Here is a 12,290-nt window from a genome sequence, read left to right as displayed (position 1 = left end):
CGTCATCGGATCAGCTTCCTTTCAAGGGATTTGAGTGCGCTCGCGGCGCGCAGGATCTCGTTCGGGCGGGTCGCCTGCCGCAGCGCCTCGGCGCTCTCGGCGAAGCCCGGCGCATCTGGCGCGCGCCGGTCGAGGGCGTGGTCGAGCGTCTCGTCGTCGCTCCGACGCAGCCGGAGGGCAGCGACGAGGCGTTGGCGGACGGTCTCCACGTAGGGCCCGGTCAACAGGTGCAGACGCCGCGTGCGCAGAATCAGGGCAGCGCTGTTCGCAACCAGCCGCCGCTTGCCGAAGGCGATCGCGCGCGCCTCCGCGAGCGGCGGACCGAAGCGGCGGAAGGCGCGCCAGGCAACCACCATCATCGCCAGCGCGAGGCACAGCGTCGCGGCCAGGAAGGGCGGTGCGAAAGCGAGCGTGAGCAGGTTCTGCGTTCGCCCAAGGCCGTTCAGCGTCAGATCGAACACGATCGGCAGATCCTGCCCCTCCATCGCCAGATCGACGATCTCGTGCGCGAGCGCAGCGCGCTCGCGGTCGGCCATGCCGTAGTTGTCGAACAGATCGGGCTCGGCCACAACCATGAAGTTCCAGCGGCTGGTGTCGAGATCCTCCTCGTCCGCCGGTGGCAGCCCCGCTGCCTCGTCGAGCACCGGATAGTATCCGCCGTCGTCGTAGTATCCGGCGAGGATGTTGCCGTTGCTTGCGGTCACCAGCGGGATCATCGTCGCGTTGGCTATCGTCTGAACGTGCTTCGGGTCCGGCAATTCGCCCCGGTGCGCACCCGATTGCCAATCCGGCCCTTGCGTCCGATCGAGTTCGCCGAGTGCGAGCTCGGTCGCATATTGCCCTTCGAGGGCTTCTATCCACGACGGCTTGCTTGCACCGCCGAGGACGACCCACCCGTCCTCCTTCTCGACCGGAATCGCATCGGGGATCGTCATCGCATGCCACTTGGGCAGGATTACTAGCGTAGGGCCGGCGTAACGGCGACTGCCGATCAGCTCGACGATCTCCTCTCCGTCGGCGAAGACCGGAGGGGTCAGGATCAGGAGCGCTTCGTCGTCGAACGCCCCGGGGCTGCGCGAGAGCGAAACCTCGTGCCCTTCCGCTTCGAGAATCTCGGCGAGCGCCGCGTACCCGGTCAGGCCCTTCGCAGCGGCGTGGCTGCCGCCGTCGTTGGGCCCGCGCGAGGTCTCTCCCGCACCGATGAAGTAGAGCGTGGCGGCGAACGCGATGGCGCCGAACAGCAGCAGGCCGAGCACGACCCTGGGGTTGAACGCAGGCGCACCCTGGCCGGTCATGCGGCGCGGCCCGGAAGGCGCTGGAGCGCGAATTCGGCGTAGGCCGCGCGCGCGGCCTGCCAGTCTTCGGCCCCGAGGCTGCGCAAAGCGAAGAGGCTCCGTTCGACCCGCTCGGCAATCGCGGCGAAGGCCGTGCGGGCCGCATCGGGCAGGGCTGCCAGCGCGGCGAGTTCGCGCGCCGTGCTCGACGGTTCGACCCAGTCGGGTCGGGCGGCGGCGATCTGGCCGACGCTGCGCTGGAGCAGCAGGTGCGTGGCCTCGTCGTAGCGGCCCTCCGCGGCGAGCCGGTCCGCATCCTCGAGCAGTGCAAGCGCTTCGGCGCGGTCCGGTACCCATTCGGGCTCTTCCGCCTTCACCCGACGGGGCCTGACGAAAACCGGCGCAAGCAGTCGCCAAAGCAGGTAACCGGCCAGCAGCACGCCCACGCCGAGCAACACCCATTTGAACACTGGCCACGACATGCCGAGCGCCCGGCCGATCGGCGCGAAAAAGTCGCCCAGCGCCTCGAAAATCGCCGTCAGCCAGCCAGGGGGCTCCTGCTGCTCGGGCAGATCGATCGGGGTGAACTGGATCGTGTCATCGGCGCGAACGGCGTCCCAGCCGGTCTCTGCCGGCGCCGCTCCGCCCTCTGCGATGTCCCCAGCGCCCCGTGCCACGGGGATGAGTGGTGGCAGGTCGCCGGGCGCGGTGCAAGCGCGATCGGCGCCCGGTCAGGGTCGCGGGCGTGCTTGGCGGTAGCTGCCGAGCAGGCGCAAGTCCTTGCAGTGGAACGCCAGTTCCTCGAACGCGCCGTCGACCCGCGGGTCACCCGGCGCCCCCACGATGTCGGCGTAGAACATCGTCGCGGCGAAGCTCGCGCCCTGCTGATAGCTTTCGAGCTTGGTCATGTTGACGCCGTTGGTCGCGAAGCAGCCGAGCGCCTTGTAGAGCGCGGCGGGCACGTTCTTCACTTCGAAAACGAAAGTCGTCATCGCCGCATCGCCCTCGAGGCTCGCCGGATCGAGCGGTTCGCGCGCGAGGACGACGAAGCGCGTGGTGTTGTCGGCGGCATCCTCGACCCGGTCCTCCACCACCTGCAATCCGTAGAGTTCCGCGGCGAGCTTCGGCGCGATCGCGGCCAGTCGGGGGTCGCCCTTTTCCGCGACGAAGGCGGCCGAGCCGGCGGTGTCGGCATGGCTCAGCGGGACGATCCCCCGCTCGCGCAGGAACATCCGCGACTGGCCGAGCGCTTGCGGGTGGCTATAGGCTGCCTCGAACGGGCCGAAGCTGCCGTCGGCATTGGGAATCGCCATCAGCGCGTGGGTGATCGGCATAAAGTGCTCGCCCACGATCGACAGGCCGCTGTGGGGCAGCAGGAAGTGGATGTCGGCGACGCGGCCGTGCTGGCTGTTTTCGATCGGGATGATGGCGCAGCCGGCGCGCCCGTCCTTCACCGCCTCCAGCGCGTCCTCGAATCCGAAGCACGGCAGCGGCAGATAGTCGGGCGCGGCCTCGCCGGCGGCGCGGTGCGAGTTGGCGCCGGGTGCGCCCTGAAAGGCGATCGCGCGCGTCGGATCCTGCGCGGCCGCGGCGCGCATTCGCTCGACCATGGCGAGCGCGGGGGCGGGGAAGCTTTGCATGGGGACTGGGCCCTAAGCGCGCCCTGCGCGGCGGGCAAGAACTATGGCTTGCGCTTGCGAGGGGTGCCGATTAGAGCGGCGCGCGAAACAGCCACAATCGTATTCCTCGGAACTCTTTGCGCATGAACGACCGTTTCAACACCGCCGCCGGATGGCTTCTTTTCGCGGGTATCGTCGGCCTTGGCTTGTCGAGTGTGAGTTCGCGCTATTTCGCCACGCACGTACCGGAAGAGGGCGGCTATCCGATCGAAGGTGCGATCGAAGAAGGCGGGGGCGAGGAAGCACTCGACATCGGTACGCTGCTCGCGAACGCCGACCCGGCCGTGGGCGAAGCGGCCGCCACGGCGCGTTGCGGCACCTGCCACACCTTCAATCAGGGTGGTGCGAACGGCCAGGGCCCCAATCTTTACGGCGTCATGGGCGAGCCGGTCGGCGAAGGCATTCCGGGCTTCACTTTCAGCGATGCCCTGGCCAGCCACGGTGGCACGTGGACTTACGAAAACATGTTCGCATGGCTGGAAAGCCCGCGCTCCTTCGCGCCTGGCACGAAGATGAGCTTCGCCGGCCTCTCGAGCCCCGAAGACCGCGCGAACATCATCCGCTTCCTGTACGAGAACGGCGGCGGCCCGGCACTTCCCGAGCCCGCTCCGGCGGTGGAGGAAGCCGAAGCGGCGGCCGGCGGCGACACCGAAACGCCCGAGGCCGAAGAAGCCGTTCCCGGCGCGGATCAGATCAACCCGGTCGGCGAAGGCGCCTGAGGCGATTTCCCTATCCCGGCCGAAGCCGGGATCGCTCCCCGCAGTCTCACTTGCCGTTGTGACGGTCGGTTAGCCCCGCCCCTTGAAGCCCTGCGCTACGACGTACCATTCGGACGAACCCTTGCGGCTCGCCGGGGGCTTGGCGTGCTTGACCGTGCGGAAGTGCTTCTTGAGCAGCGCGAGCAGTTCGGCATCGGTGCCGCCGGCCAGCACTTTGGCCAGGAACGTGCCGCCTTCGGCCAGGTTCTCGACCGCGAACCAGGCCGCGGCTTCGACCAGGCCCATGGTGCGCAAGTGGTCGGTCTGTTTGTGGCCCACGGTGTTCGCCGCCATGTCGGACATGACGAGGTCGGGCGGGCCGTCGAGTGCCGCTTCGAGTGCGGCGGGCGCCGCGTCGGCCATGAAATCCATCTGCAGGATCGTGACGCCTTCGATCGGTTCCACTTCGAGCAGGTCGATGCCGACGATTGCCGCCTTGGGGACCTGCTTGCGCACGACCTGGCTCCATCCGCCGGGCGCGATGCCGAGATCGACCACGCGGCGCACGCCCCTGAGCAGGCCGAACTTCTCGTCGAGTTCGATCAGCTTGTAGGCCGCCCGGCTGCGGTAGCCTTCGGCCTTGGCCTGCTGGACGTAGGGGTCGTTGAGCTGTCGCTCGAGCCAGCGGGTGGACGACGCGGTGCGCCCGCGCGCGCTGCGCAGGCGCTTGTCGGGATTGCGGCCGGAACGTGCCATCAGGCGCTCGCCGATGCTTGCGGGGCCTGACGGGACGCAGGGGCGACCCCGGCCGCCATCAGGCTGCGCAGGATGCCTTCGCGAATCCCGCGATCCGCCACCCCGAGCCGCTCGGCCGGCCAGATGTCCAGAATCGCCTCGAGGATCGCGCAGCCGGCCACGACCAGTTCCGCACGGTCGTTGCCGATGCACGGCAGCCGCCCGCGCTCCTCCGCACTCATCCCGGCGAGCCGCGTGCTGATGGCGCGCATGTCGCTTGAGGGGACGATCAGACCGTCCACCGCGCGCCGGTCATATTGCGGCAGTTCGAGATGGACGCTGGCCAACGTCGTCACCGTGCCGCTGGTGCCGAGGAGCCGGATCTCGCGCTCGGTCTGAGCGGCGCCAGCGATCCGCTCGGCGAACGGGGCGAAGCTTTCCGCGACGACGCGCCGCATTTCCGCGTAACGGGCGAGGCGCCCTTCGGCCGTCCTCTCGCCCCTGGCGACCATGTCCGTCAGCGAGACGACGCCCCATGGTACGCTCTGCCAGTCGAGAATGCGCGGCACCGGACCTTCGGGCTCGATCAGGACAAGCTCGGTCGATCCGCCGCCGATGTCGAAGATCACGGCCGGCCCTTCTCCGCGTTCGAGCAGGATATGGCAGCCGAGTACGGCAAGCCGTGCTTCTTCCTGCGCCGAGATCACGTCGAGCACGATGCCGGTTTCCTGCCGGACGCGCTCGATGAATTCGGCGCCGTTGACCGCGCGGCGGCAGGCCTCGGTCGCGACCGAACGGGCGAGATAGACGTGGCGGCGGCGCAGCTTCTCTGCGCAGATCCGCAGCGCGCCGAGCGCACGGTCCATCGCCGCATCGCTGAGCCGTCCCGACATCGCGAGCCCTTCGCCGAGGCGCACGACACGGCTGAAGGCGTCGATCACGGTGAAGTTCTCACCTGCGGGCCGCGCGATCAGCAGACGGCAGTTGTTGGTGCCGAGGTCGAGTGCAGCATAGGCCTGGTTCCGGTGCGGAGCGCTGCGCGGCTCGCCCCTGGCGTCGGAACGTGCGTCCGAGCGGCGGACGGGACGGCTCCCGGGCTTGCTCTTGTCGGTAGGCGCGGGGCGCTTGTAGCGAAAATCGGCTACTTTGCCGGACGTCTTGCCCCGTCGTGCGCCTGGTCTCCTGTCACTGTCCGGCGGAGAAAAATCCGCCATACTTCAATACTTTCAATTCCGCCCGCACGTGCTTGCGCGGGGACCTGGCGGCGATGCTAGCGTGCGGAGCAGGCGGGGGCAAGCGCCCAGACCAAACCGGGCTTGACCTCGGCCCCGCGCAAAACTAGATGCGCCCCCTCGCGACCACGCTCGCGCGTTGCCCCGTCGTCTAATGGTAAGACTACGGACTCTGACTCCGTCAATCGAGGTTCGAATCCTCGCGGGGCATCCAAACCGAAATTCTCCAACATTCGCCAGCCTTCGCAGAACCTTGGGGCTTCCGCCGGGGTTCTCTGCATGTTCTTCGCGCTCCTTCGTTGACATTCGCCTAAAGTCGCCCAATATTGTGGGAGCGATTGAGGGAGCGCTCCCCTGCCCAAACTAACTGCCTTGAAGGTGAAGAATGCAAAGCCCGGCCGCCATGGAGACGGTGAGGGCCTATATCTGCTGGTGTCACCGACCGGGGCGAAGTCGTGGGTTCTGCGTGTCAGCGTGAAAGGCGGCAAACGCCGTGACATAGGGCTTGGCGCCCTGTCCGACCTGTCGCTGGAAGAGGCGAGGGAGAAGTCACGCGGGCTTCGCAAGGTGGCCCGCGCCGGCGGCGATCCTATAGCAGCGCGAGACAAGCGCGAAACCGCACCCCCGTCCTTCAAGGACGCTGCACAGGCAGCTCATGCAGCCTTGGCGCCTGGATGGGGCGACCGCCACGCTGGCGCGTTCCTCTCTACCCTCAAGCTCCACGCATTCCCGAAGATAGGCGGACTGCGGGTAGATTCGATCGACGAAAAGGATCTGCTCACCGTCCTGTCGCCTATGTGGGCACGGACCCCCGCAGCGGCACGCAAGATGCGCCAGCGCCTCGGGGTGGTTCTCGACTATGCCAAAGGGATGGGATGGCGCGCGACTGGTGCGCCTCGTGATGGCCTACGTCCGCTCCTGTCGCGGCAGGCCAAGGCGGGCAACTTCGCGTCGATGCCCTATCAGGAATTGCCGCCGTTCGTCAGTAAACTAGAGGCGGAAACAGAGACGATGGGTCGGCTCGCGCTGCTGCTGACGATCTACACCGCCGCGCGGCAAGGCGAGACACGGCAGACGCTGTGGTCGCACTTCGACCTTGAAGCGGGGGAATGGCACCGCCCTGGGTCGATCATGAAGAATGGCGAGCCACACATGGTTACGCTCTCCCCGCAGGCTCTGGCGATCCTCGCAAGGGCGAAGGCGTTGCGGACCTGTTCGCGGGATTGTCTCGTCTTTCCAGGGAAGGGTGGTGCGCCTCTTTCCGACATGACGCTGTCGAAGATGGTTCGCCCCTTGGGTTTCACGGTTCACGGCTTCCGCTCCACTTTCCGCACTTGGGCTGCCGAGCGTATGCCGAGCGTTCCTGAGGCGGTGGCGGAAGCGGCCTTGTCGCATACCATCCCCGATAAGGTTATCCGTGCCTACAATCGCGCCAAGTTCAACGACATGCGCCGAACGCTGCTCGATGCTTGGGGGCGCTATGCCTCCGGTCAGCCGGGCGATGTGGTCCAGCTCCCGCTTAGGCTGGGAGCATGACGGGTGGGGCGGCTAGGGTAGCTCCCGAAAGGTCGGTTTCCGCCCGACCTGCCGCCCCACTTTGAATGCCAGCGGAAGCCCTACGGAGGGGTTGATAATGGATTTTGATTTGATTGAACGCGAGGCTCGCCTTGATGGTGAGGCTTGGCTTCGGGAGTTCGCGGAGGCGGAAGCGCCGGAAGCGCGGGCGTCCGCTGCGAGGCGCGCCCTGTCGCATTTCATAGAGGCGGCTTGTGCGAAGGTTGGTCCTGACGTCTTGGCTGCGGCTTGGGGCGAAAGTCCTGCCGAGACAGATGCGAAGGCGCGATTGGAGTGCCTAGCGGATCGCGTAGAATTGTTCGCGCCCCCGCCCGCAGCTGTCCCGCAGGATCGGCTTTCCCTCGCCTCGCTGGCGACCGAACTTCGGGCGATAGCCTTGGGCGACAAAGCACAAATAGTTGCGCCCGCCCCCTATCACGGACTTAAGAACAACAACGCGATACGGCTAGCTAGGCATAGGCTTCGGGCGCTTCAGTGGGATGCGTTCCTTGAAGCCAATGGCAACAAGCCTTTTGAGCGTCACAATGCTGTTTCGTCTGCCTACGGGCAGGACTGGACGACGATCAAGGCATGGAAGGCCGCTGTCGCGAACGCTCTTGGTGAGCAAGAACTTCAAGTAGCGTTGGAGGTCGCGTCCTGCCGTGTCAGATATCCCAATCGAGCGTTCCCATACTCGACCGGCGAAGAGGCGCTGGCCGCGCTGGCGCTCGATGGTCAGGATTTCAAGAACGAGATGAAGCGGCAATTTGCGGTGGTTTGAAAAAACCGCCACTTCAGTTTTTGCCAGGACAGTAAGCGCCTAGCTTTTAAAGAATGAACGCCTCTGTTTGATTGGCGAATAGGGCGATCTTTCGCCTACTTACTCCGTCACCCGCTAGCCTTCGCGGCAGCAACGGTGACGGAGAATAAGAAATGGAACCACTGGCTTTAGCCCCCAAGGATGCTTTCGCAGCAATCGGCGTTGGCGTTACCAAGGGATATGAACTCATCAACGCTGGCGAGCTTCAGACGTTCAAGATCGGGCGCGCCACTCGCGTAACCACTGAGAGCGTTCGAGCATATGTCGCCCGCCGGCTTGAACAGCGCGAAGCCGCATGAACGGTGGTCTGCATCAGAGATGGTTATTCGGCCAGCCGTAAAGGCCGAAGCCGCCCGATCCTGACCTTAAAGAGGGGATCGAACGGCTCCGAAAAAAATGCTCTGCTTGGAGGCGGTGAGCAACCTGAATATAGCGGAAACCGCAGCGAATTGCAACGCTTCGAGGATGCGCTGTGGTCGGCGAGGAATCGCTGGGACATAGCCCGCCGCGCCCTTCCTTCCGATGCTGACGGCTGGATCCGTGGGGTCGGTCTGTTCGGGCGAGGGCGCATCAAGCCTGCCGACGCCGACAAGCTGCTGAGGAAGGCATTTGCCGCCCTGGAAGACGCAAGCCCCGGGGGTGCAATATGACCGCGCTCGATACTCGGGAACGTGCCCGGCTCGCTGCCGCGCTCGGGCCGCTGTCGGCTCACATGGTCGGGGCGAAGTGTCGCCCTGCCCCGTTCTGGCAAGAGGGGGAAACAGACCACCAACGCCTTGCCCGCTGTCTGCTTCAAACCAGCTTCAAGTGGGGTCGCTGCGACAACCTGTTCTTGCGGCAGGCGGTGAACGATCCGTCTCCCTCATTGGCAAGTAGGGTGCGGTTAGCGGGCCTTCGGGAATGCTTCTGGAACCGGGGAGCCGTAGCATGATCCTGTCTATTCGAACGCCAGCGGGGCGCTACGTCCTGAGGCACGGCGATTACAGCCTCGCCCCCTACTATCGGCAGGAAGCGAAAACGCTGCTGGCTCTTGCTCCGTTTTGGAGTGAGGCCGAGTGGCAGCTTCTCCAACGCATCGCGGACGGGGGCCAAGTCACCCGGCGGGAGGCAAAGGGGTTCTGGGACTGCAAGGCATACTTCGCGAGCCTGTCGCGGGGAGGTGCGGCATGATCGACCTTGAAGCGATCAAGCAATCTCACGCCCTGCCGGAAGTCGTGGGGGCTGTCGTGAAGCTCCAGCGTGCCGGGCGGGAGTGGAAGGCCTGCTGTCCGCTGCATAACGATCGCTCGCCCTCGTTTACGATCTTCGACGACGGCAAGCGCTTCCAGTGTTTCGGGTGCGGTGCCAGCGGCGACGTTCTCGATTTCATTGGGGCGCTGCATGGTGTCGGGCTGCGCGAGGCTGCTGAGATGCTGACCGGCGAGGAACTCCCCAAGGTCCAAGTCGCCCCCCTCCCTCCTGCGGACGACGCGAGCGATCGGGTGGAGGAAGCCCGCTCGATCTGGCGCGCTGCCGGGCCGGTCGAGGGTACGCCTGCGGAATCCTACCTGCGGTGGCGGGGTATCTCGATCCCTGCGCCCCTGAGCGTCCGCTACAGCGTCCTTCCGTATGGAAAGCGCGGTCGGGCGCTCCCGTGCCTCGTTTGCTGCGTATCATCACCTGAGGGGCCTCTACAGGGCAAGCCAAAGCTGAATTGCCGCGCCGTGGGGCGTCTGTGCGGTCGTGGATTGTATGAAATTCTCGGCCTCGTCCATGATCGCGTATTGGTCGCGCTCGGCCTCGGTGTCGAAGTCCACCCCGATAACATCAAGCGTGTCGGCTGCTGCGACTATGCGCTGCCATGCTGCCTCCAATGCGGCGTCGGGCCTGCTTTGCGCTTGGAGGGCAATCGCACCATGGGGCAAGGGGAGCGCAAGTGCTGCCCCCACTGCTGCGGTTCCGGCGAACAGGTCGCGGCGGTTGATGGGCTTACCCATGCTCATGCCCTCCCTGCTGCGCGGTCTGCTGCAATGGCGCGGCAAACCTTGGGGGAGGGGAAGGCGATCAATTGTGCCGGATCCATCTCGACGAAGCGGGCGGCTTTCATCGCGGCCTCGGCCTCAAAGATGGCGTGGTGTCCACCCGAACGCCTCACTTGTCGGCGAGATCGGCGGTGCTCTCACCTCGGGCTTTCTCATCCCCTACGGACAGGGAGCTCGCACCGTGCCCCAGCTTGCCCGCGTGGGTGCCGTCTATGGCGGGACCGAGGGCTTCATGGGGACTGATGGTACCGTGCCGCAGCGCCTTACTGGAGCGGCCATAGGAGCGCCTGCGGGGGCGATCATCAACGCGGCGGGCGGCAAGGCCCTCGAAGCTGCTGCGCCGCTGCTCGGTCGCGCTGCGGGCGCTGTGCGTGGCCGCCTCGGTCGTGAGGCTTCCCCGACGGCGATTGCTGCGGCTGAGACGGCTGGCGAAGCCGGCATAGACTATGCGGACGACACAGCGCGCGGTGCCGTAGAAGATGCAGCGTTGGGCACTGCCGATGGCTGGCCGGGCCGCGTGGTAGACGAACGCACGATCGCGGTGAACGCCGCCCCCGGACCATCGCTGTCCGCCCCGACGCGCGAGCGCGATTACCTCGATGTCCAGGCGGTGCGTCCCACGCTTCTTTCCGATCCCCTTAGCGATGCCCAGCGCATGGCTGCCGCCGCCAACCTCCAGCCGAGCGATGTGTTGCCCCTGCCTGCGAACACGCTAGGCGGGGTCGAGGAAGCCATTGCCAAGGATGCAGGTCGGTTCGTCGAAGCGAGGGCGCCCAACGAAAGGGTCGAACTCTCCCGCACCACGATCAGGAATTACGTGGGTGCGCCCGTCCCCAAAGTTGGCCCCATGGATATGGTCGGCTGGCTCCGCACGCGGGGTGGCTTAGTCGATCAGGACGGCGAACTTTCTGCGATGGGGATCACGTCGAACGCTGCCCGCAAGGGAATGGATTTCGTTGGGCAAGAGACGCGCTTTGGCCCGATGGTGAACGACAATGGCCTGACGCTGGACGAAGCCGCGTTGCAGGCATGGGAAGCCGGGTTCTTCCCCGAGCGCCTAGAACGCCCCGATGTGAGCGCGTTCCTGGACGCGCTGCGCGAAACCTACGAGGGCACGCGCGGACGCCGGTTCCTGCCAGCCGATCTGCCGGAGCTTGAACGCTACTACAGTATGCAGGGTGATCGCTACGATCTGGAGCAGCGCCAAGAGGAAGTTGGCGGGCCGGTCTATGAAGATGCTGCAACCCCGGCTGGCGAACCTCTGCCGTTCCCGCCGGCTGAAGCATATGACGATTGGGCAGGCGTCGACGCGGTCCAGCAAGTCGGCAATATCGATGTCACCAAACTGGATTCGCCGCAGGATATCAGTCGTGCCTTGAAGGCCACCAGCGACATGATGGGCGGCTTCGACGCTGCCACGCGCGGACGGATCACCCAGGCTGAAACCGGACTGCTCGCGTCTGACCTGAACATGACGCCCGAACAACTGCTGTCGCGCCGCAAGGGGCAGGCGATGAATGCAGAGGAGGCGCTGGCCGCGCGCCGCATCCTCGCGAAGTCGGGTAACGAATTGGTCAACCTCGCCAAGCGTGTGAAGCAAGCAGGCGACTTTCCCGATGGCGAGTTGCTCGCGCAATTTCGGCAAGCGCTGGTGCGGCATTCGGCGATTCAAGAACAGGTCGCTGGCGCAACGGCAGAGGCCGGACGGGCGCTCGGGCAATTCCGCATGGCTGCCGACAGCCGAGAGGTTCGGCGCGATATTCTTGAGGCATTCGTGCGTGGTGGTGGCGGGCAGGATCGGCTTGAGGAAGCGGCCAACGTGTTATTGGATGCGGTCGAGATGGGTCCGGGCAAGTTCAACGCTGTCGCGGAGAAAGTCGCAAAGCCCAAGTGGCGCGACAAGATCGCGGAAATCTACATCAACTTCCTCCTCTCGTGGCCACAAACGCACGCGGTCAACATCACGTCGAACACACTCACGTCATTGGCGCAGATTCCTGAATTTGCGGTGGGCGCCGGGATCGGTGGCCTTCGCCGGGCGGTGGCTCTCGTCAATGCCGCCCGAGCCGGAATGGCTTGTGATGGCGCGCTTGGTTAAGAGCGCTCAACCACGCTAGGGCCTTCGCTCATCGAGGTCGAATGAAGTGACGATTGAGCCGACGGGTCGCGGCGGCTGAAGATCGACAGTCAATGCGGAGCTATGCTGACTGCTGCCAAGCGTCTCGGGTGGACGCGGGCAGCGCTTGCGTCCATGGTGCGGTTTCGTTGCAGCGAGCC

General features: G+C 65.7%; 12 protein-coding genes, 1 tRNA gene and 1 pseudogene. 8 read left to right on the top strand and 6 right to left on the bottom strand.

Annotated features, from left to right (window positions below):
• Nucleotides 1–2: 2 nt before the first annotated feature.
• The 3 genes from D2V04_RS15410 to D2V04_RS15400 are packed head-to-tail and all read right to left on the bottom strand — an operon-like array spanning nt 3 to nt 2,914.
• Nucleotides 3–1,295 carry a DUF4350 domain-containing protein gene (locus tag D2V04_RS15410; RefSeq protein ID WP_119514598.1) on the bottom strand — a complete coding sequence of 431 codons (1,293 nt, stop codon included), beginning with the start codon at nt 1,293–1,295 and terminating at the stop codon, nt 3–5.
• Nucleotides 1,292–1,951: a hypothetical protein gene (locus tag D2V04_RS15405; RefSeq protein WP_228766481.1), complete on the bottom strand. Its 660-nt coding sequence runs from the start codon at nt 1,949–1,951 to the stop codon at nt 1,292–1,294. Before D2V04_RS15405 ends, D2V04_RS15410 begins: the two co-directional genes overlap by 4 nt.
• A gap of 54 nt (nt 1,952–2,005) precedes the next feature.
• The gene (locus D2V04_RS15400; protein ID WP_119514597.1) at nt 2,006–2,914 is read right to left on the bottom strand and encodes a prephenate dehydratase; all 909 of its coding nucleotides are present in this window, start codon (nt 2,912–2,914) and stop codon (nt 2,006–2,008) included.
• 122 nt (nt 2,915–3,036) lie between these two features.
• On the opposite strand from D2V04_RS15400, the gene D2V04_RS15395 reads away from it, so the two are divergent.
• Entirely contained in the window at nt 3,037–3,672 is a 636-nt protein-coding gene (locus tag D2V04_RS15395) for a c-type cytochrome (protein WP_119514596.1), read from the top strand.
• A gap of 69 nt (nt 3,673–3,741) precedes the next feature.
• On the opposite strand, the gene D2V04_RS15390 is transcribed toward D2V04_RS15395, so the two are convergent.
• Both D2V04_RS15390 and D2V04_RS15385 read right to left on the bottom strand, forming a co-directional pair.
• A complete protein-coding gene (locus tag D2V04_RS15390; RefSeq protein ID WP_119514595.1) occupies nt 3,742–4,407 on the bottom strand; it encodes an RlmE family RNA methyltransferase in 666 nt (221 codons plus the stop codon).
• Nucleotides 4,407–5,600 carry a Ppx/GppA phosphatase family protein gene (locus tag D2V04_RS15385; protein WP_119514594.1) on the bottom strand — a complete coding sequence of 398 codons (1,194 nt, stop codon included), beginning with the start codon at nt 5,598–5,600 and terminating at the stop codon, nt 4,407–4,409. Before D2V04_RS15385 ends, D2V04_RS15390 begins: the two co-directional genes overlap by 1 nt.
• A gap of 158 nt (nt 5,601–5,758) precedes the next feature.
• Here D2V04_RS15385 and D2V04_RS15380 point away from each other — a divergent pair.
• The 6 genes and pseudogenes from D2V04_RS15380 to D2V04_RS18470 all read left to right on the top strand — a co-directional run.
• A tRNA-Gln gene (locus D2V04_RS15380) sits at nt 5,759–5,832 on the top strand.
• A gap of 158 nt (nt 5,833–5,990) precedes the next feature.
• Nucleotides 5,991–7,154 (top strand): tyrosine-type recombinase/integrase, encoded by a 1,164-nt coding sequence (locus D2V04_RS15375; RefSeq protein ID WP_119514593.1) that lies wholly within the window; start codon nt 5,991–5,993, stop codon nt 7,152–7,154.
• Nucleotides 7,155–7,251: 97 nt separating this feature from the next.
• Nucleotides 7,252–7,953 carry a hypothetical protein gene (locus D2V04_RS15370; protein WP_119514592.1) on the top strand — a complete coding sequence of 234 codons (702 nt, stop codon included), beginning with the start codon at nt 7,252–7,254 and terminating at the stop codon, nt 7,951–7,953.
• 152 nt (nt 7,954–8,105) lie between these two features.
• Entirely contained in the window at nt 8,106–8,291 is a 186-nt protein-coding gene (locus tag D2V04_RS15365) for a helix-turn-helix domain-containing protein (protein ID WP_119514591.1), read from the top strand.
• Between the two features lie 3 nt (nt 8,292–8,294).
• Nucleotides 8,295–8,642, top strand: coding sequence for a hypothetical protein (locus D2V04_RS17810; protein ID WP_147391847.1), 348 nt, complete (start codon nt 8,295–8,297; stop codon nt 8,640–8,642).
• Nucleotides 8,643–9,158: 516 nt separating this feature from the next.
• Nucleotides 9,159–9,650 (top strand): annotated as a pseudogene (locus D2V04_RS18470) (CHC2 zinc finger domain-containing protein); the annotation flags it as partial.
• Nucleotides 9,651–9,662: 12 nt separating this feature from the next.
• On the opposite strand, the gene D2V04_RS18225 reads toward D2V04_RS18470, so the two are convergent.
• Nucleotides 9,663–9,968: a twin-arginine translocation signal domain-containing protein gene (locus D2V04_RS18225; RefSeq protein WP_228766479.1), complete on the bottom strand. Its 306-nt coding sequence runs from the start codon at nt 9,966–9,968 to the stop codon at nt 9,663–9,665.
• Between the two features lie 226 nt (nt 9,969–10,194).
• Between D2V04_RS18225 and D2V04_RS15350 the strand changes: the two genes are divergently transcribed.
• Nucleotides 10,195–12,111, top strand: coding sequence for a hypothetical protein (locus tag D2V04_RS15350; protein ID WP_119514588.1), 1,917 nt, complete (start codon nt 10,195–10,197; stop codon nt 12,109–12,111).
• The last annotated feature ends 179 nt before the right edge of the window (nt 12,112–12,290 follow it).

Source organism: Pelagerythrobacter aerophilus, assembly GCF_003581645.1.
GTDB classification, from domain to species: Bacteria; Pseudomonadota; Alphaproteobacteria; order Sphingomonadales; family Sphingomonadaceae; genus Pelagerythrobacter; species Pelagerythrobacter aerophilus.
This window is presented reverse-complemented; position numbering and strand designations above follow the sequence as displayed.